Origin of the sequence: Fodinicola acaciae (assembly GCF_010993745.1) — a bacterium.
Lineage (GTDB): Bacteria > Actinomycetota > Actinomycetes > Mycobacteriales > HKI-0501 > Fodinicola > Fodinicola acaciae.
The window spans coordinates 1,162,743-1,185,060 of sequence record NZ_WOTN01000001.1 but is presented as its reverse complement, the minus strand read 5'-3'; the positions used below and the strand labels follow the sequence as shown (position 1 = coordinate 1,185,060).

Sequence of the window (22,318 nt, the reverse complement as noted above, 5' to 3'; positions counted from 1 at the left end):
GCGATCCAGGCACTCAGGCGAACGCGTTTTCCCGCAGAAACCAGATCAGGTGGTCGTTGACCTCGACCGGACGTTCCTGCTGCACCCAGTGACCGCAGCCAGCCAGGATCAGCGGATCGGCCAGCCGCGGCACCCGTTCGCGAATCGCCGTCCAGTCGGCGTATCGCGTCGCGGTGTCGAACTCTCCGCCGATGAACAACGCCGGTTGGCCGATCGTCGTCGCTCCGACGGCAGGAAGATCGTGCCAGTCGCGGTCGACATTGCGATAGCGGTTGAGCGCGCCGGTGAAGCCCGTGCGGGAAAACTCGCGCACGTACGGCTCCAACTCCAGCCAGGCCGGCAGTGCGGCCGGTTCCGGGATGGAATCCAGCAATCTGGCGCCGCCCGGCAACTCGGTCACCAGCCTCGTTCCCAGCTCCCCCGCGTCGCCGGACAGGCCATACATGATCAACCGCATCGCGCGCTCCGGATCGGCGGCAAACTCGGCATCGGCGACGCCCGGCCGCTGAAAATAGAGCAGCCAGTTCAGCCGGTCGCCGGCCCATTCGCGGAGCTGCTCGGTCGGCGGCACCGGCGTACGCGGCTGGAAGGGCACGCTCAACGCGGCGATGGCCGGAAATCTGTCCGGGTGCAGCGCGGCGGCAGCCCAGGCGATCTGCGCACCCCAGTCGTGTCCGACCAATGCCGCGGCCGGCTCGCCGAGCCCGTCCAGCACGGCCACGGCATCGGCGACCATTTCCCGCATCGCGTACGCCGTGACGTCGACAGGTGCGGTGCTGCGACCGTAGCCGCGCAGATCCACGGCCACCGCATGGTGGCCAGCCGCGGCCAGCGCGGGTAGTTGATGCCGCCACGAAAAGGAAAGCTCGGGAAAACCGTGCAGCAGCAACACCAACGGCCCGCTTCCGGCCTCTTCCAGATGAATGTCGATTCCGTTCGCTCGCATGTGGACAATCTTAGGGTCACCCTAAAATTAGGGCAACCCTGTTAACCTGTGGCGGTGGGACTACGTGAGGAGAAGAAGCAGCGCACCCGCGAGCAGATCGCCATGGCCGCGTACGACCTGTTCGTCGCGCACGGCTTCGAAGCGGTGCGGGTCGTCGACGTCGCGCGCCAGGCCGGCGTGTCGGAGGCGACGTTGTTCAACTACTTCCCGACCAAGGAAGATCTCGTTCTCGGCGACCTCGGGTCCTATGTGGACTCGATGGTCGCGGCGGTCCGTGACCGCGCCGCCGGACAGACGCTCGTGGAGGCATTCGCCGCCTATGTCGACCGACGAGACGGGCTGTTGCCTGACTCCGGCGAACGGCTGGCCACCATCAGCGGGATGATCGCGCGCAGTCCGACATTGCTTGCCAGAGAACGACAACTCTACGACGAGTACGCCGACGTGCTGGCCGGTCTCGTGGCACGTGAGACCAAGGCAAAGGCCGCGGATCCGCGGCCCCACCTGGTCGCGTACGCCTTGGTGGGCCTGCATCGTACGTTGGTCAACACCGTCCGCACCCAACTGCTCGCCGGCAGGTCGCCGACCACCGCGAGTCGCGCGGCACGGCGACAGCTCGCAACCGCGTTGCCGTTGCTGACCAGCGCCTTCGCGGACTATTTGGCCCAGTCCGATGGCCGCGAGCGCTGACGGTCATGTCGTCAGCCCCAGTTTTCATTTACCTAAACGTAAACGGCTGAGGATTAGTCGTTGCTTAGTGATCACACAGCGGTCCTTCCTAGTCTGCGTCTGACAGGAGGAGGCCATCGATGTTCCGGAGCTGGCAGGAAAGAACGCAGACTTTTTGATGTCGGGCGGCCAAAGTGTTCGCCACCGCGACAGCGGCCGTCGTCACGACCGCACTGCTGGCACCGGCGGCGGCGCAGGCGGCCGGCAAGCCATGGTCTGTCACCGCGATGAGTGGGAGCACGCCGATCGCCAAGGCCTACGGCGACTTTGCCAAGAACGGCCCGTACGCGACCGTCGGAAGCCTGTCGGACCGGCTGTCTCCTGACGGCAAGCGTGCGCGCGCGGAAATCAAGGTTTGTGAGGACAGGTCCCACGCGTACGACAAATGTTCCGGCAATGCGGTGGTGATTTTCGACTACTGACCCGGCCCGCCACGACCGCGCCTCAGCCACGCGGCTGAGCCGCCGCCGACCCTAGAGCCGCATTTCCCACTCGCGGCAGACAAATTCGCCTATCCCAACGACGCAGCTTGTTTTCGTTGAAAGAAGCGAGCCGATCCGCCGGTCGCGATGACGGCCATCGCCGCCGCCAGGACGAGCACCTGCAGCACGGCCAGCACCGTGCAGGCGTAGCCGATCCCGCTCGTACCGGCATACCTGGCCGGATAACTCAGCGCGAACCGGATCATGAGTGCACCACACCCAAAATCGAGCAGGACCGACAACCCGCCAAACCGACCGGAATCGGTGACCAGTATGGCCGACTAGGCCAACCTGAACGTCAAAAGACTCCGTCCGGCACCTGGCGACGTGCGATGGCCGCGGCGTAGGTCCGGCGCTCAGGCCCCCCGGGCTGCCTCAATCCGGTTGAACCATGGCTGCTTCATCGCGAACTCGAGCTGCGCCGCCGCGGAGCGTTGCGGGACAGTGCCGTCCCTACGCCAATCGCCAATCTCCCGATGCAGCCCCATGAGGGCTTCGACGATGCCTTGTTGGACGCGCTGCTGATCCGCCGGATGCGCGGTGAACCGTGGCATTGCCAGGAATGCCTCGTAACACGTCGACCGAACCCGTTGGATCTCGTCCGTGAGCGCCGGTTCGTCGATGGCCGGCGTTTTCGTGTCGACCACCAACTTGAACGCGTTCCACGCGTCACCTTCGGGGTCGGGAATCACGCCGGCCTGAATTATTGCTTCCAACGACCCGACGTCCGGTCCTTCGTTGAGCGCGACGAGCAGCTTGCTCAGCTCCGCGTGAATGTGCTCGGCGGCGGCGAGGGCGGCCTGTTTACGCGCGAGTTGTTCGGTGTGCCGGCGTCCCGCTTCGGCAAGCTCCTCGGCGTGCCGCTGACCGGCCGCGGCGAGGCGCTCCGCGCTCAGTCTTCCTTTCCTCGCCAGATACGAGGCGACCAGAAACGACCCGACAGTGCCGATGAGCGCACCTGTCGCTGGGCCGAGGATCGGAGGCAGCGTGAGGAGAAACTCGTGAACCCGATGCCAGAAGTCCATGCCAGCGGATCGTACGGCTTCCTGCGACATCCAGGCAGGAGCCAAGCGCATTTCGGCCGCTCCTGGTCTCGACCGTTGAGGCGTACGACACCGCTGGGCTGGACGTACCACACTTCCCACCGGCCGGCCGTTCCTCAGCGACAAGCAGAAAACCCGACCGGTGAACCACCGCTGTCATGAGATGGACCGGAGCCGGGCGTGGGGCCGGCGGCGGAGTCGGTCGACCGATTGGGCCGTTTGTTCGTCCGCGGGATGGAAGACGACCAGTTGTTGGCCGTCGGCAGGCAGCTCGAGGATCTCGCGCAGCAGCTGGAGCCGGCCCTCCGTCGGGTGGTTGAGCCGGAGAACTCCACGTTGCGGCACCGCGTGCCGGTGCAGCCGGCGGGTGAAATCCACGCCGGCGGTGCGGGCAAGCTCGGCGGTGAGCCACTCGGAGTTCTCGATGGATGGTGCACGCCACAGATCGAAGGCGTGCTCGGCCGCGACGTCGTCCCAGTCGGCGAAGTACGTCCTGGCCCGGGGGTCGGTGAACACGTAACGCGTGAGGTTGGGGATGTCGGCGTCGAGCAGCCCACTTCCGCTGGTCACCAACTCGTAGCCACTGGTGTGGGCGAGGACGTCGCCGAGCCGGTTGGTCACCATGGCGACGCCCGGTTCAAGCAGGCGCAGTGTCGCCAGCAGCGACGGCCGGACCTCGCGAGGTGGTGGTGCCGGCTCGGTGTGGCCGGAGCACGCGCCGCCGGTGATCTTCGTGAGGTAGCCGAGGTGGTCACGCTCTGCGGGGGCGAGGCTGAGCGCGTCCGCGATCGCGTTGACGACCGCGACGGAAGGGTTGCGGTCGCGTCCCTGCTCGATACGGGTGAGGTATTCGACGCTGATACCCGCCCGTGCGGCGAGATCCGAGCGGCGCAGGCCGGGTGACCGGCGGCGGCCGTGGTCGGGCAGCCCCAGCGTTTCCGGCTGGGTGCTGTCGCGCTTGGCCCTGATGAAGTCACCCAGCGGCGTTCCCATGCTGCGATCGTAGGTCGCCGCCCGTTCATGACGCAGGGTTGACCGTGGCCCCGCGAGGACCAGCCTCGGCCCGGTCTGGTTGTGCCCCGTGGCGCGGTCCGATCGTGGTGTGCATGGAGAACACGTACAAGCTGCTGATCATTGTTGGAAGCGTGCGGGAAGGCCGGTTCGGTCCGGTGGTGGCCGCGTGGGTGGCCGATCAGGCGCGCCTGCACGGTGGTTTCGAGGTGACCGTGGTCGATCTCGCCGACCTCGACATCCCGTTGGCGTTGCCGGCGGCGTCGCCGAAGTCCGCAGGTGCCCAGTACGCCCGCCCGGCCGGGATGGCGCCGCTGACCGCGGCTCTGCAGGAGGCGGATGCGTTCATCGTGGTCACTCCGGAGTACAACCACAGCTATCCCGCGTCGCTGAAGGCGGCCATCGACTGGCACTTCACCCAATGGACGGCCAAGCCGGTCGCCTTCGTCAGCTACGGCGGCACGGCGGGTGGCCGGCACGCGGTGCTTCACCTGGAGAACGTGCTGACCGAGTTGCATGCGGTGACCATCCGGGAGGGGCTGGTCTTCCCGAACTATTTCACGACGTGGCGGGACGGCCGGCCGCTCGACCCTGAGGCCTCCGGGCATGCCAAGGCCGCGCTCGACCAGTTGGCCTGGTGGGCCGGTGGTCTGCGGACGGCGCGCGAGACCGCCCCCTACCCGGCCTGAGGATGACGAAGGTCAGGCGCGCGGGCCAGTCGGCCAGGCCACCTTGTCGATCGCCAACCACGGCGCGGTGGCCACCGCGATCGGTGTGACGCCGGCAATCGCCTTGACCTCACGATTCAGGTGCGACTGGTCGACGTAGCCGCTGCGAGTGGCGACACTCGCCGCGGCATGACCAGCCGCGAGAAGGTGTGCGGCACGATCGAAACGCGCCAGTTGTACGGCGCGTTTGGGGCTGATCCCCAGCTGGTGCCGGAAACGCGACCACAGGCGCTTGCGGCTCCAGCCGACCTCGTCGGCCAGGCCGCGCACGCGGATGCGGCCGCGGCTCGCGACCATCCGCCGCCAGCCGTACGCGATCTCCGGATCGACCGAGCGGTCGCCGAGCCGCCGGCCGATGGCGTCCACCGCGACCGCGAACCGTTCCTCCCACGAGGCGGCACCGCGCAGCCGATCCTCAAGCCGCTCGGCGTCACGGCCCCACACCTCTTTCAAGGTGGCCACGCCACCGGTCAGCTCGGTCGACGCGTCAAGCACCGCAGCGGCGACGACCGGCGACAAGCGGATCTGCAGGCACTCGCCCCGCCACCCACCAGCCTTGGCGTCGACCGGCAGAAGTCCGGCGACAAAGCTGCCGCGCCGGCGGCAGCCTGCCACGTCGTAGACGATGCCGTCGCTCAGATCGACGATCAGGGTGATGGCCGGATGCGCGACCATCGCGATCTCGACCGGCGTACGCAGCCGCTGGCGAAAGCCGGCCATGCTGACTCCCGGCAGCTGGACCGACCGGTCAGGCACGGCGACGTCCACGTCCGCCCACGCCCAGTCGCTTGACACCACACCAAAATTCTATGCCGCGGTGAACGCCAGCAGCAGTTTGCTGGTCGCGTCCGGCGCCTCCAGCATCGGTACGTGCCCGACGCCCGGCAGCATCTCGATCCGTACGTCCGGCACCACCTCGTACGTCCGCGCCGACGACGGTTCGTAGCGCGGATCGGCGGCGCCGAAGATCACCTGCACCGGAACGTCGAGGCCGGCAAGACGCTCCGGCACATTCCGCTCGGCCAAGTAGGATCCGTTGCAGCGCAACACTTTCCGGAGCGTGCCGTAGGAGATGTTCTTCAGGTCGGCGACGGCGTCGTCAGGAATGTCCACCGGCCGTGCGGTCGTCGCGCGAATCCCCTTGCGGATCATCTCGTCGGATCGCCACGGCCACAGCAGCGGGCCGAGCGGGGGCGCCAGCAACGCCTTGAGGATGAAGGGCTGCGGCCGCAGCGCGGACAGGCTCGGACCGCTGCTGATCAACGTGATCGACCCGACCAGGTCGCGGCGCCGCTCGGCAAGTGCGGTCGCGACGTAGCCGCCGCTGGAATGGCCCGCGACCGCGACCTTGTCCATTCCAAGCTCGTCGAGCAGCGCGGCGACCTGGCCGGCCTGGTCGGCGACATCGTACGATCGCGCCGGCGCCGACCGGCCGCATCCGGGCAGGTCGACCCGGACGAGGTGATGATGACCGGCCAGCGTGCCGACCATCGGCCCCCAGGTGGCGCCGGAGGCCCCCGATCCGTGAATCAGCAACAGCGGCGGCGCCTGCCGCTGACCGTCGTGGACTGTGTACATGCCCGCCACCGTACGCATCCCCCAACGCGACGGTCTTGGACAAATGTCAGGCGCCAGGATGCGGCGGCGACACCATCCGTGCGGCACCGACGGATCAGGTTTTGCGTACCGCTCCGGTGAAGCCCGCGACGAACAAGGTGGCGAACGCCCAGGCGAGGAGCCGCAGAATCCAGCTGGCGATGGTGAGAACCGTCCCCCGCGACGTGTTGGCTGGACCGCACCGCGTACTGGCTCCTGTGGTGATGAGCGGAGCGCCGATGTCGAGCCCGACGCCGATACGCTCGATCGCGCCACATTGGACCGCGGTGGCGGCCGGTGGAGTCCGGAGTTGTACGAGTCCACCGTCATCACCGATGAAAAAGGCAAGTGCGGTCGCGAGGGCGATCACGGCGAACAGCCCAATCAGGGCTCGCCAGGGCTGGTAGCCGTAGCCAAGTGTCAAGCCGGTGAACCGCACCCAAAGACGCTCCGGCCGGCCCATCAGCTCGCGATCGCGGAGCTGAGCTTTTCGCTGCTCCCTGAGGACATAGCGAACCATGCGGTCGTCGCCGGCGGCGCGGTAGACACTGGCGAGTTGCTGATACGGCTGGGCCGCATAGAACGGCGTGCCGGTGCTCAGCAACTCCAGTAGGTTTGCGCGTGGTTCGCCGGTGTAGACCAGGCCGTCCAGCCGCACGAGGCGCGATGGATCGCTGAGGTGTTGTAGTAAATCAGATTGGAACTGCAGCACACCGCCGACCGACACTCCAAACAGGTTGATGACGACATCTTCTCGACCGCCACCGGTGGCCTTCAGTTCGTCGGTCAGGTACAGATCTCTTCGAACGACCATGCCTTCGGCGTGCAGGGCTGGTCCGGTCTTGTTGGACAGCTGCGTGTTCGAGCAGTCGAGTTGTCCACCGATCTGTGCGTACTGTAGGTCAACAGCACCACTGCGGCCTGCTCCGTCTGCTTGGAGCTTGCGGAGAAATACATTTTGACCGGTGACGATCCCCTCGGCGTGCAATGCCGGTCCGGTCCCGTTTCGCAGCCGCGTCTCATAAAAGTGGGCGCCGCCACCGACCTTGGCGCCCACCAGTCGAACCGCTCCCGGATCACCGCTGCCGACCATGTGTACGTTGCCGCCAAAACGCAGTAGCTGGTCGATGGTGGCACCCTCGGCGTCCAGCGCCGGACCTAGATCGTTGCGCAGCCGGGAACCTGAGCAGATCAGCTGCTGGATGTGTGCGCCGATGAGAGACACCGCGCCGCCGGGGCTGCTACCGTGCGCGCCGAAATTATCGAGATAGAGTTCGTGTTCGATCTTCGTGGTGTCGGCGACGAGAGCCGGACCGGATTCGTTGTACAACCGGGCATCCGAACAGTCGAGGATGGCCAGATGCGCGACCGGGAGCCGAATTGCTCCCAGCCGTCCAGCACCGATCCCGATGAAGCCGGCACGGAGAAACACACCCTGGTCCGCGGTGAGACTGTCGGCGGCGAGCGCTGGTCCGGCGTCGTTGGTGATCTGCGCGCCGGCGCAGCTCAGCGTGGCGAGGTTGGCGTCCTCCAGACGTACGGCGCCATCGCCGCTATGCGCGGTAATGACAGTCTGTCGTAGCCAGAGCCGAGCGGTCGACAGTCGATCTGCGTCCACGGCGGGCGCGGTCGGATGTTCGATGCGGCTTCGGGTCAGGACAAGACACGGAAGCCTCGCATCAGTTGCGGACAGCCCTTCATCGAGCAGGCACTCGGACAGCTCGAGCGCCACGGTGCTGGTGACGTTGTTCAAGTCGAGCCGGCCGCGGATGCGCGCACCACGAAGGCGAAGCCCGCGAGGATCCGGATCAGGCAGCAGTCGGCCACGCACGATGTCCCGGATGACCGCGGCTGACACCGTACGGGTGTCATCCCACGCCCGCATCGACGCCTCGTTGACAGACTCGTCGCCGGCAAGATCGAGTACGTCGCCGCGCCGGACGTGCTCGACCAGCAGCTGCTCGACAGCGTTCACAGAATCGGTCCGCCCTTCCCCATCCGCGACTGAGTCTGTCCGGACCCGGGCCGTCACGCATGAGTATTCGCCTACTCAACATTGACAAAACCTGCGACGGCAGTGGCAGCATCGCCGACTCAGCTCAAAAGACTGGAGAACCCACATGGAAATTGGACACCTACCGTCTGCTGGGCCGATCCGCCTGCGCATCTCGCCGCTGTGCCTGGACACCATGACGTTCGGACCGGACTGGGGGTGGGGAGCGAACGAGGACGAGGCACGGAAAATCTTCGACATCTACCTCGACCGGGGGCGGCAACTTCATCGACACGGCAAGCCAATACACCAACGGCACCGCCGAACGATTGGTGGGCGAGTTCGCCGGCGACCGGAGGGAAAGTCCCGTACTAGGGCCTGTCCTCCTGGTAGCTGACCGGATAGGCCAGGTGCGTGACGTTCTTCCCCTCGATGACCCGCGGCATGCCCAGGACCACCGGGGCCGAGGCCAACGGCCCGGTCAGCCGTACGCCGTCGCCGAGCAGGACCGGCGCGAGATCGACGCGCAGCTCGTCGACCAGCCGCGCGTCCAACGCCTGACCGACCACACTGCCTGGCCCGATTCCGACGTCCCGATTGCCGGCCGCGTTCCGCGCTCGCTGCACACTTTCCGCTATTCCGCCGGTGACGAAGGCGAAGCCCGGCCCGGCGGTCGCCGGCGGTGTGTGGGTCACCACGAACACCGGCAGGCCGCTGGGATGGCGACCGTTCCAGCCGTTCATGACGTCGTACTGCCGGCGGCCCACCACGATCGCGCCGAGGCCGTCGAGCATGTCCAGCACGTAGTCGGCGCTCGCCGCAGAGACGTGATACGCGCGCTCGACATCGGCGGGTTGGATCTGCACGTCACCGTTGACGCACCAGTCGAAGAGGTGCTCGAATCCGGTTTCTCCAGGCCCGGCAACGAAACCGTCGACCGACATGGAGGCCTGCGCGATCACCCGTGCCATGGTCAGCCCACCCGCTTCGCGGTCAGCTGGTAGCCGCCGACACCGTCACCCTGCGGCCACTGCCACCGTCCACTGTGGACTGTCCCGTCGGCGGAAAAGGTGCCGCTGTAGAAGTTTTCCGAGCCCTTCTCGCCAAACCAGATCGTGATCGCGTCGCCGTCGATGTCGTACGTGTAGGTGAAGTTCGCGCCGTGGTTGTCCATCAGATGCGAACGCAGGGTCTGGGTGTCCTCGTCGAACCCGATGTATTCCACCGCTTTGATGTGCCGGTCGCCAGGCGTGTGGAAATCGACGTGGCTGACCAGGAAATAGCCACCCTCCATCCACTCCGACGTGCTGGTGCCCGAGACCTCCGGCCCGCTCTCCTGCCACGTGCCGACCAGCCGGTCCAGCTTGCGCAGCTCCGCGTGCGGCTCTGTTGGCAGGCTGGCGGCCAAAGCGTTGTTGTTGTCAGCCATCTCTGGATGCCCTCTCGATGTCGTATCCGGACAGCCTTGATCTTGCGGCAGGCTCCCCGCGGCCGTCATCCGTGGACACCACGTGCCCGCCACCTGTCCACCACGTGTCAGAGGAGCGTGAGCGTGTACGCGTGCTCGAAACGCGCACCCATCGCCTCCCATTGACCAGCGGCCTTTCTCAGCAGCGCGCGATCGCCGTGCAGCCGCCCCGTCGTACGCGCCAGGACCGCCGTGTTCCAGGCGTTGTCCACCGCGTACGGCCGCGCGTCCGCCAGCAGGCCGGCCGCTTCCGGCAGGCCCGCGGTGACCGCCAACTCGGCGGCCGCGGCGCACGCGTACGGCAGATAGCGTCCCGGCGCCTGGCCGTCGGACAGCTGGCTGACCAGGGCGCGCGCCTGGTCGAAGTCGCCGAGCTGCAGCGCGGTCCTGGCCTGCACGTACGTGGCCAGGGGCAGCAGGCGCGACTGGAACGGGTACGGTGTGGCCGCCAGCTCGCGACCACGCGCGCACCATCGGTCGCAGCCCTCCCGGTCGGCCCGCAGGCCGTGGGCCAGCGCCGCGAAATGCACGCTGACCTGCATCCAGAACGCCGGCGGCCGGCCGGCGCGCTGCCAGCCATGCCACATCTGGTCGGCGAACAACCCCGCGCGGTCGAGGTCGCCGGCCAGCACCACCGTCGGCAGGATCTTGCTCGCCGCGAGATAGGACAGCGCGGCCGGTTCGTCGGAAAGCACCAGGTCGACCATGTCCATCGCGGTGGGCAGATCGCCAGCAGCGACCGCGTCGAGGCCGGCCAGGCCCACCGAGTCCTCGATCTCGGCGGCGGCATACGGATCGTCGCGGTTCATCTGGGCTGTCAGCGCGACCCGGCGGCGGGTCACGGCATGTGCCTCAGCCGGCCGGCCGGCGCCGATCGCGACCGTACGGACCGCGTCGAGGGCGGCGCTGAGCAGCACCGGATCCCCGGTCGCCTCGGCTGCCGTCACGGCCGCGGCCGCGAGCGCCGGGTCGGGCGACAGCTTCTCCGGCGTGGCAATCCACGCCGAAGCACCGGAAATCCAACCAGCGACCAGCGGATCGCCGGTGTCCCCGGCGGCTCGGGCGTCGGCCAGCAGCTCGACCAGGCGCTCGTGGCTCACCTCGGTCCGGAAAGTGACCGGATAGCGTGCGGCCATCTCCACGGCCCGCGCCAACGCGATCGCCTGAGCGTCACCGATGCCGGCCTTCTCGGCCGCCGCGGCGCTGGCCAGCCGCAACTCGAAAGCGCGCTCCGTGTCGTCGACGACCAGTGCACAGTCGGCGGCACTGGCCAGGTCCCGCGCGGATTCCGCCGCATCAGCGGCATCAGCGGCGGCCGTACGGAAATGCTCGAGTGCCTCATGGACGAAACGCCGCGCGAAGCACAGCCGGGCCAGCGATCTCGCGATCCGGGGTGCGATCGGATCGCGGGTCCGCATGGCGATCGCCAGCGCCGCACGCAATTCATCAGGCGAGTCCGAAACGGCCGCCGCCCACTCCAGATAGCGCCGGCGCGTGGCGTCTCTGTCGTCGCCTTCCTCCAGCCGCTCGCGCGCGTACGCACGCATCGCCTCCAACATCCGCCATCGGACCGGCTCTCCCGGCTGGCGGAGCACCATGCTCTTGTCGACCAACCGGCCGAGCACATCGGCCGCGACCGCGACGTCCCCGATGTCACCGCCGCCGACGCACGCGGCGGCATGCAGGTCGAAGTGGCCGGCGAAGATCCCCAGCCGCCGGAAGACCGTCCTTTCGTCGTCGTCCAGCAGGTCATGGCTCCAGTCCACGACCGCGCGCAGCGACCGATGCCGTACGACCGTGCCGCGGCCGCCCGCCAACAGCCGCAACTGATCGCCAAGGCCGGCCAGCAGTCCAGCGGCACCCAGCGCACCACTCCGCGCCGCCGCCAGCTCGATAGCCAACGGCATCCCGTCCAGGCGCGCGCACAACTCGGCGATCACGCCTGGCTCCGCACCAAAATCGGGGTCGACGCTGTGCGCACGGTCCAGGAACAACCGCTCGGCGTCCGATCCGACCGGCAGCGGCCGCAACGCGACCGTACGCTCACCGGGGACCCCGAGCCGCTCCCTGCTGGTCGCCAGCACGGCTGTCTCGGGACAAGCCGCCAACACACGGTCGACGAAGGTGGCGACGACGGCCGACAGGTGTTCGCAGTTGTCCAGAACCAACAACGAAGGACCGCGACCGAGCCGGTCGAGCACCGCCGCCTCCAGCGGCTGATAGGCCCGCTCGACCACCCCCAGCGCGGCGGCCACGGCCGGGACCAGTGAATCAGCGCCTACCGGCACGAGATCGACAAAAGCACCGCCGAATGCGACATTCGACGCCTGCGCGACAACTGCCGCGAGCCGCGTCTTACCGACCCCGCCAGGCCCGACCAGTGTCACCACCCCGCCGCTGGCCAGCGCGGACGCCACCGTCTCACGCTCGACCCGGCGGCCGACGAAGGTCGTACGCGACACCGGCAGGCAGGCAATCCTGCCCAGCGGCGCGAGATCCGTCGTGGTCCCGGCGAGAGCGCCGAGCGCACTCCGGTCGGTCACACCGAGCTTGCGCAACAGCGACGAGACGTGTCCTTCGACCGTACGCACGGAAATGTGCAGGCGGTTGGCGATCTGCGTGTTGGTCAGGCCAGCGCCAAGTGCGCCGAGCACCTCGGCCTCGCGCTTCGACACGTCCACCCGGACATCATCGCGGATCACCCGGCGACCACCGGCAGTTTTCGGACCCCGCCACCAACTCCTACACTTTCCGTTGTAGCTGGACGGCCGAGGAGCGTGTGGTGACGAGGGATTCAATCCGCGGGTCGTCCGATCGCGGCATTCTCATCCTGACCAGTCTGGCCGAGGCCCCCAAGCACGGATACGCACTGATCAAGGACATCGAGGATTTCGCCGGCGTCCGGCTGGGGCCGGGGACGCTGTACGGGGCGTTGGCGAAGCTGGAGGCCGCCGGTCTGGTGGAGCCACTGCCAGCCGGCGAGCGGCGGCGGCCGTACCGGATCACGGCGGCCGGACAGGAACAATTGCGTGAGCGGCTGACCGAGGCGGCGCGGATCGCTGAGGTGGGCCTGCGGCGCATCGCCGCGGCCGGCGCACCGTGATCGAGCGGATGCTGCGGTTCTATCCGCGGGGTTGGCGTGACCGGTACGGCCGTGAACTCGCCTCGCTGGTCAGTGATCTCATCGAGGCGGGCGAGCTGACGCCGGTACGCGCCGGATTCGACCTCGTCGCCGGCGCCGTCACCGCGTGGTGGCGAGTCATCGTTGACCGAGCGGTCCTTTTGCGGTTTGGTGCGGTGCTGGTGATCGGCGGTGCCATCGCGCTTCTGCTGGCCCGGCTGGCGCCGGCTGCCCCTTTCGGGACATATGTACGCACTCATCCGTTCGGACTGGTGGTGCTGCTCGTTCAACTCGGATGGCTGGTGACCGAGGCCGCGGAGTTTGGACGCGGCCGCCGCTCACGACGCTGGCGTACCGGCCCCCGCCCGAACCTGCGCGCCTACTGGTCCGTCCTGACGGCCTGCGTACTGGCCGGCACGGCGGTGGTGAACCTCCTTCCGGCCGCGGTTCCGGCCGCCGATATCCGGCCCGGCATGCCAGTGCAGGTCGGTGGGGTCGCGCTGATCCTGGCCGGGACAGCGCTGCGGGAACGAGCGTTCCGGGCGCTGGGTGACTGGTATGTCAGCTTCGCCGTCACCGTCAGCGCCGATCAACCGCTCGTCTCGACCGGCCCGTATCGGCTGCTACGCCATCCTGGACACGCCGGCATGCTGCTCGCCTGCGTCGGCGTCGGTGCGCTCACAGCCAACGTGGTGGTCCTGGTCGCGCAGGCCATGCTGTCGTTGGCGTTCGTCCTGTGGTGGACCCGAGTCGAGGAAAACGCGATGCTTGCCGCCCTCGGCAGCCGCTACCGCGGCTATGCGGCGTCCCGCAAGCGGTTCATGCCGCTTCTCTGGTGAAGCCAGACTATTACACTTTCCGATATACTCGTAGACGATGAACACCTTCGGCATCGCCGCGACGGCGTACGACTCCAGCCCATCGCCGTTCTCAGCGGCATTGACACTGGCCATCCTGGTGCTGCTCGTCGTCACGCGGATCCGCGGTCGGCCATTGCGACGAAAACGGGTGGTCATCCTGCCGCTCGTACTGATGGCACTCGGATTGGCGGCCACACTCCCGCCAGCTCTGAAGGGGCACCTGTACGCCGTCGACTACGCCGTCATCGCCGGTGACGCGTTGCTGTCGGTTGCTTTGGGTGGCATCCGCGGGTACACCGTCATCCTCTACCGCCGCGACAACGTGACCTGGTATCGCTACGGGCCACTCACCGTCCTGCTTTGGGTGCTGTCGATCGTGCTGCGCATCGTCCTCGCGGTGGTGGCCACTCAATTGGGCGCCACGTCGGTCATCACCGGCAACAGCCTGATGTTCTGGCTCGGCACGACGCTGCTGACCCAGAACATCCTCCTCCTCACCCGCTCGTCGACAACGTACGTTTCCTCATCGCCCTAGCCAAAGGGGCCGGCTGCCGACATCCTCGGCTACGACAGGAATCCTCTGGCTCGCCGTCGGCACTCTGAGATTCGTCGCGCTGTCAACTCGATCTCCGGCGACTGGCCGCCGCCCAGAAGGAAATATGCCAAGAACGTCACCCCGTCCAGACCCGCGTCGAACCGTGCGATAGTCACGCCTTCCGGTCGGCGGCCGGCCAGGAGATCACTATCACCTCCTCGGCGTGCGCACCGGCGCTACACCGTGGTGAACAGGTCCGACCACGGCGGCGAGATCTACCTGATCGAAGCCACCACCGGCCGGGTCATCGAAGGCCTCGGCTCCGGCACACGCCGCTCGCTGGCTTTCGACGTACGGCGGCCACCAACGCCAGCCGCCTGCTGCGCCGCCCCTACAACCACGACCGCGGTGTGCTGCCTAACGGAAACCTCGACTGCGGCCTGATTTTCTGCTGCTACCAACAGGATCTCGCACGGCAGTTCCAGACCGTACAGAAGCCGCTGGCCGGCGCACCACTCGTCGACTACATCCTGCCCCACGGCGGCGGCTACTCCTTCACCCCTTTCCGGTGTCACCGACAGCCGCGACTGGTCCGGACATGACCTGCTGACCGGATTTTCGGCGTTCAGACAACGACGTGTAGGTCGCTCGCCGATTAACGTCGCGAATTTCTTGACGAGACACCCCCATGCGGAGGAGCCTGCTCGGCAGCATCGCCGATTGTGGGGAGCAGCCGATGACGAGGCGGCTAATGCTGGTCCTGGCGTTCTTGACGGCTTCTTTGTTGTTGCTTGGAAATCCGGCGTCGGCGGCACGCGCGCCGTACGTCACGCAGGTCGCCGAGCAGGACGTGGCACCGCAGCCGGGCTCGGAGCCGGACACCCTGGTCGAGCCGGATGTCGCGGTCTCACCGGTGAATCCGCAGATCGCCGTGGCCGCGGCGCACGACGGGCGTTATCCGGACGGCGGCGCGGTGGCCATTTCCTACGCGTGGACGCACGACGGCGGGCGGCACTGGCGACACGCCGCGCTGCCGCACGTCACCAGGGCGACCGGCGGACAGTGGGAACGTGCATCCGACCCGGTCATCGCGTTCGGACCGGACGGCAGCGTCTATCTTTCCGTGCTGGTGTTCGGCACCGACTGCCCGACCGGCGTCACCGTGTCACGTTCGACCGACGGCGGCGCGACCTGGGGAATGCCGGTGCTGGCACATTACAGCGCCGACTGCGCGTACAACGACGACAAGAACTTCCTGATCTCCGACAACGGGCCGTTCAGCCCGCATCGCGGCCGTCTCTACCAGTTCTGGACCCCGTTCCTCTACGACCAACAGGGAAACAACACCGCCGCACTGCAGGTCGTACGGTGGTCCGACGACAAAGGCCAGACCTGGAGCCCGACGGTCAATCTCACCCAGCCCGGGACGTTCAGCCAGAACTCGCAGCCGATGATCAAACCCGACGGCACCCTCGTCGACTCTTATATCGACTACGGCACCACCGGTGGCGGTGAAGGCCCGGAGAGCCGCGAAGGCGCCCAGGAAGCCCAGCGCAGGCCTCTGGCGCAAGAGGCCGACCTGGTCGTGGCACGAGTCTCCAAGGACGGCGGCGCGACCTGGAGCGCACCGGCGACGATCACCCACGACGCCGGCGCCGGCCCGGACGGCATCCGCTGCTGCCTGCCGTCAGCGACCGCCGACCCGCTGACCGGCATCCTGTACGCCGCCTGGGATTCCGCACAGAACCCAGCCGCTGTCCGGATTTCCCACTCCTACGACGGAAAGCGCTGGTCCGCGCCGACCGACGTGGTCAGTGACCCGGGCGGCTATGACCACGTCAACGTCGACGTGGCGGCATACCTGGGCCAGGTTTTCGTGTCGTACGGCACCAGAAACACCGCCGTCGAAAACGGAAGGTATGTCCAGCAACAACTGTCGACCTCCTACGGTGGATTCCGGTTCGCGAAACCCATCGACCTGGGCCGACCGTCGGACCTGAATTTCGCGGCGGTGGCTCGCGGGAAATTCCCCGGAGACTACATCGGCACGGCGGCCAGCAGAGGGCACTTCTACGCCGTCTGGTGCCGGTCGTCGACACCGCCGGATCCGGCGGCGCAATATCACCAGACCCTCTACGCCGCGACGCTCTAGGGTCTGTTTCGAAACAGACCCTAGCAAAACCGCGGCACACTGAGCTAGTTCCGGTGCCGGGACAACACATCCACGCGAGTGATGGGTGAGCGTCACGACCGCCACCAGGATCATCGCCAGGATGAAGATGGAGGTCGTTGCTGGGCCCAGTCCGAGGCCACCGTCATCGGGTCTCTGCGCCAAAAGATCGCCGAGCGGACGAGTCAGCACGTACGCGCGCCGTACGCTGGCCGCCGACGACGGAAGGTTTCGCCACATGCGTACACGGGCCGGCCGGACCTGGATCTCTGGCGACCTCGTCGTGACACAACGATCGAAATCCGGCACGGTCGAGGTTATCGACCTACCCACCGGCCAGACGCGCTGGCGCATCAACGCGCCGACGGCGGACTGGGTCCAGGTGTCGCAGACGACCGTCTACGAGTGCAGGTGCGGCAACGCCTGCGCGACGATCGCCCGGGATATCAAGGACGGCCACACACTCTGGACCGTCCAGAATGCGACCGTCAACGACGAGTGGCTTGGTGTCCGCGCACCGTACGCCCCGCCGGACGGCACGTACGTCCTGATGAACGGCAACAACGAGCGGAAATTCCTCGTCGACACCCGCACCGGCCAGCGATTGGCCGGGAATCTCCCGCCGAACGAGCGGACCTGGTATGAGACCGCGGTCGGCGACACCGTCGTTTACACCGATCACAACCCGCCCTCGCCCGACCGGCCCTGCACGGTCGTCCTCAAAGCGTTGTCCGGCAAAACGACCTGATCCGGCGACGTCTTCAGCGGCAAGAAAGCCGACGGCACCTGCGAACGAGCGCTGAACGGCGGATCCCACAGCGGCTGGCTGATCATCGGCAACGGCAGCCGGATCGCGGCCGTGACCGACTCCGGCGCGGCGCGACTTTTCGACCTCGTCACCGGAAAAACCGTCTGGTCCAGCTCGGTCCGCGCCGTACCGGTCGACATGGACCCGCACTCGCTGCTCGTACGCTCACAAGCAGACACCGGCACGCTCACCCTGCTCGACGCGCAGACAGGACGACAGCGATGGACCGCGCCAGATCACGGACTACTCGGCTCCTCGGTCACCTGACAGACACGCGTGACCAGCGGTCTGGTTGCCGTCACCGGCAGAGAAAAAACGGACGGCACTGAGATCGTCATCGTGTACGACGCAAGAACCGGCGACGAACTGACTCGACGCGACGGCCTACTTGCCGGCGCCGGCGACAACTGGGTCGCCATCGCACCAGCCGGACGCACGAAAGCGATGGAGTTCGTACGCCTGTAACGGCGCCTTAGCGTCGACGCAGCGGCTTGTCGTGAGCGGCAGCGCCGAGTTCGCGACAGATCACGGAGACCGTGCGTTGCCGCCAGAGCCGTCGACCGAGCGCCGGACTTTGTCCCATTCTTGCCCATGTCGATGGCGGAACCAGCTCGCCATTACGTATCGACGCTAACTTGCAGGCTTTCACAGCGGCCCAACCTGCCGTCGCGCTGTCGGTTCTACATTGCCCAGCCCTCCGGCCAACCACCATGGTCGGCGTCCAAAGTGGACACATAACGCATCGCGCGTACGGGCGTGTCATCCATGTCATTCAGGAACCTCCGGTCACCACTCCACCGCCACAACAACGCCACCACATTCGGAAACGTCGCGCTGCGCGAATCGCGTGAGAAGCCATCGCGACCCGTCATACGTGCATCGCCGAGGCGTAGAGTCAGCCGACCGCGGGCGCTGCGGTCGATGGTGAGCTGGTGTAGGTGTCCAAGGTCGAGCGGGTAGCTTCTGACGACGCCGTGAATAATGAACTGCCCATTGCCAACCGTGACTCGGTTGCTCTGAATCCACAGCAACCGCGCTGCGACGTACCCGAGCCAGGACGCCACGAGCACTGCCCCGATCACCACGGCGAGGACGATGCCGAATGTGGTGTCATCAACCTTCTCCAGCGCGACGAGCAGAACGACGCAGGTGAGGTTGACAATCGCCAGCAGTAGTGCCCCGAACGGAATCCACAGTGGGCGCGCTTTTCGGCCGGCGATCGTCACGAGGACCGGTTCGGACGGCTGATTCGCACCTGCCCGCAGGCCTCCAGAGGTTGGCGGTCGCGGTATCGGCGGTGGCTCGAACGCGTTCATGCGGTGATTGTGACACTTTCGAATGTACGAACCTACCCCTGATCGCGCCATCGTCCGAGCACCGCAGACGCTCAACCAGAAGGGCATGTAGCGGTAAAGTTTCCCCAAGGAAGAACGTGATGATTTGCGGTCGTGACCGCAAACGTCAGCCTTCTCGGTGGGCGTGATCGTCGGGGCGACACGACTGGCGATCAGCCGCGGCAGCGCGATATTTTCACCGGCGCCCCGGGCATGGGTGTCTGTTAGCAGGTGTCTTGGCATGCCGAACACCGGCGACTACGACCCGTACGCCGAATGGCGATCGGGTCGTCACCTGCCGACACACCTGCGGGCAAAGTGGAGATCCTGTGCTCGGAAGGTCTCGGCCGGCAATGGCAGTCAACATTGGCCGAGGCCGCTCTTCGATGCCGATATCGACAAATCCGCAGACCCGTATCCCATCGATACGGGTCCTGCGCTGGTCCAGTCAGTGGGGCGGCGGTTAGAGGGTGAGGACTTTCCTGAGTTGTGCGGCGAAAGACTCTGTCTCCTCGACGAAACCGGTGTGATCACCGGGGAACATGACCGGTTCAAGGTCGAGTTTGGCAGCCAGTGAACGGGAAATCCGGTCGCAGCTCTGGCCGGTGGACTCCTGTCCGATGCCGATGACGATGGGCGTACGCCCCGACCGGAGGGCGTCGATGTCGGGCGTCCAGGCGACGGTTTGGCGTAGTTCGTGGGCGAACCACCGGCGTTCGTCGGCGACCGTTTGCGGGTCGCGTTCGCCACCGATCATCATCTCCAACGCGCCGTCGGGCAGCGCGATATTGGCGTTCGCGAGAAAATTCGTCCAAGCGCCGGTGACGTCGCCACGCAGGTACGTCGCGATGACGTCGTCGGTCTGGGCGAGCAGCCGGTCGCCGTGCTCGACCAGCCCGGCCATCGGCGGCTCATGCGCGATGACCGCGGTGACCGTCTCGGGATGGGACTGGGCGAGCGCGAGTGCGGTCGCGGCTCCGCCGCTGGAGCCGAACACGGTCGCCGGGCCGCGATCGAGATGCGTGAGCAGCCGGCGCAGGTCGTCGGCGCGCAGCAACGGTGTCGAGTCCTGTCGCGGGTCGGCCAGCCGGCTGCGTTTGATGCCGCGTGGATCGGTGGTGAGGACCGTGTGGTCGGCGGCCAGCAGGTTGGCCAGCGGCTGGAACGAGGTGGCGTCCATCGGCGCGCCGACCAGCGCCACCAGCGGACCGCGGCCGCGCACCTCGTAGTAGAGGCTGCCGTCGGGCACGTCGAGCGTACGGGTGGATGTCATGGCACTCTCCTTGTGTTGAGGGGCAAAACTGGCCGGCCGACCTGCCGGAGGACGGCCGGCGCGGCGGCGGCGACGAGCAACGCCAGAACCGCCGGGATCGAGAGGCCGACCGGCAGCGTCGCGTGTGCCGCGACGTAGCCGATGACCGCAGGGCCGACCAGGCCGCCGCCGTAGCTGATCGCCGTGACGGCGGACAGCCGGCCGGCTCCTCCGGCCGCGCCGATGGCGCTGGCGACGATCGGCCACACGACGGCCATGCCGGCTCCGGCCAGCGTCCAGCCGACCATCGCGCAGCCGACCCGGATGCCGGCCGGTGCGGCACCGGACAGCAGCACCAGGGCATACCCGGCGGTCGCCACGCCACCGGCCAGCCCGATCGTGCCGGCCGCGCCGATCCGGTCGCGTACGGCGTCGCCGAGCAACCGAACGACCGTCATGGCGACGAAAAACACCGTGTAGACAAGGGAACCCGTCGACGGCTCGGCGCCCAACACCCGGACCGCGTGGACGCCGGCCCAATCGGTGGCGGCACCCTCGCTGACGAACGCCGCCGCGCCGATCACCCCGAGCAGCACCAGTAGTCGGCTGCGCGGCGCCGGCGATCCCTTTGCCGCCAACGAAACACTCTCGACGCGTACGCGAGTGACGCTCGCGAAAGCGATCGCCACGGCCACCGCGCCGCCGGCCATCAGCACCCGTACGTCCAGACCGGCGCGCAGGCTCGCCGACGCGATCGCACCGCCGGCGACCGCGCCCAGCGTCCACACGCCGTGCATCCAGGCCATCACCGGCCGGCCGGCGGCGCGCTCCACTGCGACCGCGCGCAGGCTCAGCGCCACATTCAGGGCGCCAAAGGCCGCCCCCAGCAACACCGCGGCCACTGCCAGCACCTGCACAGTTGGTGCCAGCGCAACGACAACCAGCGCGGCGGCCGCCGCCGGCGCGGTGACCGGCAGCAGCCGCGGTCCGGCCAGCCGACCCGCCACCGGCATCGCCACCAGTGCGCCGACCGCCAGCCCGGTCAGCAGTGCCCCGAGCCGTCCCGACCCGAGGTTGAGCCGTACGTCGGTGGCAGGCAGTGTGGCGGCCCACAGGGCCGTCAGCACACCGGTGAGGCCGTAGCTCACCGCGGTCGCCGTCCGTGCGTCTGTCATGCCTTGATCATGGCCGCGCCGACCTGCCGCGATCCAACACCAACCGCGCCGTGATTAACACATCAGGCGTGTTAATCAGGTATCAATGACAGGTGCCCGACGACCTGGAGATCCGGCTGCTGCGCTACTACCTGGCCCTCGCCGAGGAGCTGCACTTCAGCCGCGCCGCGCAACGTCTTTTCGTCGCACAGCAGGCGCTCAGCCGCGACATCCGGCGGCTGGAGGACCGGCTCGGCGTCCGGCTGCTCGACCGTACGACCCGTCGCGTCACGCTCACCCCTGCCGGCCGCAAATTCCAGATCAAAGCACGAAAACTCGTCGCACTGCACGACGCGACCGTACGAGAGATGCGCGGCGAACGCCGTTCCGTCACAGTCGACATCGTCGGCGCCGGCCTCACACCCGCGCTGGTGCTCGCGACAGCCCGTACGCTCGCACCCGACGTGGAGTTTTTCGCCCGCACCCACAACGGCCCCGAACAGGCCGTGCGGCTCGTGCTGGCCGACCAGCTCGACGTGACCTTCGGTCGCCATCCCGCCCCGATCGACGATCTGCACCGGCAGCCCGTACGCTACGAGCGGATTTCCGTACTGTTGCCGGAAAACCACCCGCTGGCCGCGTCGGCGGCGATACCCCTGCCCGCACTACGCGACGCGAAGGTCTGCGTACGCGCCGGCGATCACGTCACGCCGGGCTGGGAACACGCGGTCCGCCAACTACTGGGCCCCTCCTGTGTCGACCTCGCCGGCTCCCATCCACACGTACAAGGCGCCGACGAGCTCGCCCACCACCTCCGCCAACGCGACGCGCCGATCCTCACGATGACAACACAACCAGCCGTCCCGGGGGCGGTGTCGCGGCCGTTGACCGAGCCGATCGCGCTGTTTCCGTGGACCATGATGTGGCGCACCGACAACGACCACCCCGGCATCCACGCACTCCGCAACGCCGCCGACCAGCTGGCCAGCAGGGAAAACTGGCTGTCCACGCCCGACGACAGCTGGCTGCCCCAACCAGAAGCCCGTCACCGGACAGTCGACACGGATGTCGCCTCGGGTGCCCAATGA

The 22,318-nt window shown here is 67.5% G+C and carries 25 protein-coding genes; 12 read left to right on the top strand and 13 right to left on the bottom strand.

The window, feature by feature from the left end:
* Positions 1-13 precede the first annotated feature (13 nt).
* Positions 14-946 (bottom strand): alpha/beta fold hydrolase, encoded by a 933-nt coding sequence (locus GNX95_RS05450; protein WP_163506035.1) that lies wholly within the window; start codon positions 944-946, stop codon positions 14-16.
* A 54-nt stretch (positions 947-1,000) separates the two neighbouring features.
* Here GNX95_RS05450 and GNX95_RS05445 point away from each other — a divergent pair, with 54 nt between their 5' ends.
* Both GNX95_RS05445 and GNX95_RS05440 read left to right on the top strand, forming a co-directional pair.
* Positions 1,001-1,636 carry a TetR/AcrR family transcriptional regulator gene (locus GNX95_RS05445; protein ID WP_163506034.1) on the top strand — a complete coding sequence of 212 codons (636 nt, stop codon included), beginning with the start codon at positions 1,001-1,003 and terminating at the stop codon, positions 1,634-1,636.
* Between the two features lie 173 nt (positions 1,637-1,809).
* Positions 1,810-2,097, top strand: coding sequence for a hypothetical protein (locus tag GNX95_RS05440; RefSeq protein ID WP_163506033.1), 288 nt, complete (start codon positions 1,810-1,812; stop codon positions 2,095-2,097).
* Positions 2,098-2,186: 89 nt separating this feature from the next.
* Here GNX95_RS05440 and GNX95_RS05435 read toward each other — a convergent pair whose 3' ends face one another.
* The 3 genes from GNX95_RS05435 to GNX95_RS05425 all read right to left on the bottom strand — a co-directional run bounded on the left by GNX95_RS05435 (position 2,187) and on the right by GNX95_RS05425 (position 4,193).
* Positions 2,187-2,363, bottom strand: a complete 177-nt coding sequence (locus GNX95_RS05435; RefSeq protein ID WP_163506032.1) for a hypothetical protein — start codon at positions 2,361-2,363, stop codon at positions 2,187-2,189.
* A gap of 150 nt (positions 2,364-2,513) precedes the next feature.
* The gene (locus tag GNX95_RS05430; protein ID WP_163506031.1) at positions 2,514-3,233 is read right to left on the bottom strand and encodes a hypothetical protein; all 720 of its coding nucleotides are present in this window, start codon (positions 3,231-3,233) and stop codon (positions 2,514-2,516) included.
* A gap of 123 nt (positions 3,234-3,356) precedes the next feature.
* Positions 3,357-4,193 carry a helix-turn-helix domain-containing protein gene (locus GNX95_RS05425; protein WP_163506030.1) on the bottom strand — a complete coding sequence of 279 codons (837 nt, stop codon included), beginning with the start codon at positions 4,191-4,193 and terminating at the stop codon, positions 3,357-3,359.
* 113 nt (positions 4,194-4,306) lie between these two features.
* Here GNX95_RS05425 and GNX95_RS05420 point away from each other — a divergent pair, with 113 nt between their 5' ends.
* Positions 4,307-4,900, top strand: coding sequence for an NADPH-dependent FMN reductase (locus GNX95_RS05420; RefSeq protein ID WP_163506029.1), 594 nt, complete (start codon positions 4,307-4,309; stop codon positions 4,898-4,900).
* Between the two features lie 12 nt (positions 4,901-4,912).
* Here GNX95_RS05420 and GNX95_RS05415 read toward each other — a convergent pair whose 3' ends face one another.
* The 6 genes from GNX95_RS05415 to GNX95_RS05385 form a co-directional block, all read right to left on the bottom strand.
* Positions 4,913-5,734 carry a helix-turn-helix domain-containing protein gene (locus GNX95_RS05415; RefSeq protein WP_246281514.1) on the bottom strand — a complete coding sequence of 274 codons (822 nt, stop codon included), beginning with the start codon at positions 5,732-5,734 and terminating at the stop codon, positions 4,913-4,915.
* 12 nt (positions 5,735-5,746) lie between these two features.
* Positions 5,747-6,517, bottom strand: a complete 771-nt coding sequence (locus GNX95_RS05410) for an alpha/beta fold hydrolase (protein WP_163506028.1) — start codon at positions 6,515-6,517, stop codon at positions 5,747-5,749.
* A gap of 94 nt (positions 6,518-6,611) precedes the next feature.
* The gene (locus GNX95_RS05405; RefSeq protein ID WP_163506027.1) at positions 6,612-8,510 is read right to left on the bottom strand and encodes a hypothetical protein; all 1,899 of its coding nucleotides are present in this window, start codon (positions 8,508-8,510) and stop codon (positions 6,612-6,614) included.
* Between the two features lie 389 nt (positions 8,511-8,899).
* On the bottom strand, positions 8,900-9,499 hold the full coding sequence (locus GNX95_RS05395) for a dihydrofolate reductase family protein (RefSeq protein ID WP_163506026.1): 600 nt from the start codon (positions 9,497-9,499) through the stop codon (positions 8,900-8,902).
* 2 nt (positions 9,500-9,501) lie between these two features.
* Positions 9,502-9,957, bottom strand: a complete 456-nt coding sequence (locus GNX95_RS05390; protein ID WP_163506025.1) for a DUF1579 family protein — start codon at positions 9,955-9,957, stop codon at positions 9,502-9,504.
* A 107-nt stretch (positions 9,958-10,064) separates the two neighbouring features.
* Complete coding sequence (locus GNX95_RS05385) at positions 10,065-12,677, bottom strand: LuxR C-terminal-related transcriptional regulator (protein ID WP_163506024.1); 2,613 nt, start codon at positions 12,675-12,677, stop codon at positions 10,065-10,067.
* A 101-nt stretch (positions 12,678-12,778) separates the two neighbouring features.
* Here GNX95_RS05385 and GNX95_RS05380 point away from each other — a divergent pair, with 101 nt between their 5' ends.
* The 8 genes from GNX95_RS05380 (at position 12,779) to GNX95_RS43745 (ending at position 17,955) form a co-directional block, all read left to right on the top strand.
* Positions 12,779-13,099, top strand: a complete 321-nt coding sequence (locus tag GNX95_RS05380) for a PadR family transcriptional regulator (protein WP_222853408.1) — start codon at positions 12,779-12,781, stop codon at positions 13,097-13,099.
* On the top strand, positions 13,096-13,956 hold the full coding sequence (locus GNX95_RS05375; RefSeq protein WP_163506023.1) for a methyltransferase family protein: 861 nt from the start codon (positions 13,096-13,098) through the stop codon (positions 13,954-13,956). The genes GNX95_RS05380 and GNX95_RS05375 overlap by 4 nt, the downstream gene beginning before the upstream one ends.
* A gap of 37 nt (positions 13,957-13,993) precedes the next feature.
* Entirely contained in the window at positions 13,994-14,512 is a 519-nt protein-coding gene (locus GNX95_RS05370) for a CcdC protein domain-containing protein (RefSeq protein WP_163506022.1), read from the top strand.
* Positions 14,513-14,613: 101 nt separating this feature from the next.
* Positions 14,614-15,114: a Dyp-type peroxidase domain-containing protein gene (locus GNX95_RS42410; protein WP_222853621.1), complete on the top strand. Its 501-nt coding sequence runs from the start codon at positions 14,614-14,616 to the stop codon at positions 15,112-15,114.
* Between the two features lie 134 nt (positions 15,115-15,248).
* Positions 15,249-16,664 (top strand): sialidase family protein, encoded by a 1,416-nt coding sequence (locus GNX95_RS42405; RefSeq protein WP_222853407.1) that lies wholly within the window; start codon positions 15,249-15,251, stop codon positions 16,662-16,664.
* A gap of 256 nt (positions 16,665-16,920) precedes the next feature.
* Entirely contained in the window at positions 16,921-17,430 is a 510-nt protein-coding gene (locus tag GNX95_RS05360; protein ID WP_163506021.1) for a hypothetical protein, read from the top strand.
* Positions 17,431-17,541: 111 nt separating this feature from the next.
* Positions 17,542-17,757 carry a hypothetical protein gene (locus GNX95_RS05355; RefSeq protein ID WP_163506020.1) on the top strand — a complete coding sequence of 72 codons (216 nt, stop codon included), beginning with the start codon at positions 17,542-17,544 and terminating at the stop codon, positions 17,755-17,757.
* Between the two features lie 72 nt (positions 17,758-17,829).
* Entirely contained in the window at positions 17,830-17,955 is a 126-nt protein-coding gene (locus GNX95_RS43745) for a hypothetical protein (RefSeq protein WP_281356875.1), read from the top strand.
* 215 nt (positions 17,956-18,170) lie between these two features.
* Here GNX95_RS43745 and GNX95_RS05350 read toward each other — a convergent pair whose 3' ends face one another.
* The 3 genes from GNX95_RS05350 to GNX95_RS05340 form a co-directional block, all read right to left on the bottom strand.
* Positions 18,171-18,806 carry a hypothetical protein gene (locus GNX95_RS05350; protein WP_163506019.1) on the bottom strand — a complete coding sequence of 212 codons (636 nt, stop codon included), beginning with the start codon at positions 18,804-18,806 and terminating at the stop codon, positions 18,171-18,173.
* A 481-nt stretch (positions 18,807-19,287) separates the two neighbouring features.
* A complete protein-coding gene (locus GNX95_RS05345) occupies positions 19,288-20,097 on the bottom strand; it encodes an alpha/beta fold hydrolase (protein ID WP_163506018.1) in 810 nt (269 codons plus the stop codon).
* Complete coding sequence (locus GNX95_RS05340; RefSeq protein WP_163506017.1) at positions 20,094-21,251, bottom strand: MFS transporter; 1,158 nt, start codon at positions 21,249-21,251, stop codon at positions 20,094-20,096. The genes GNX95_RS05345 and GNX95_RS05340 overlap by 4 nt, the downstream gene beginning before the upstream one ends.
* A gap of 92 nt (positions 21,252-21,343) precedes the next feature.
* Between GNX95_RS05340 and GNX95_RS05335 the strand changes: the two genes are divergently transcribed.
* The gene (locus GNX95_RS05335; RefSeq protein ID WP_163506016.1) at positions 21,344-22,318 is read left to right on the top strand and encodes a LysR family transcriptional regulator; all 975 of its coding nucleotides are present in this window, start codon (positions 21,344-21,346) and stop codon (positions 22,316-22,318) included.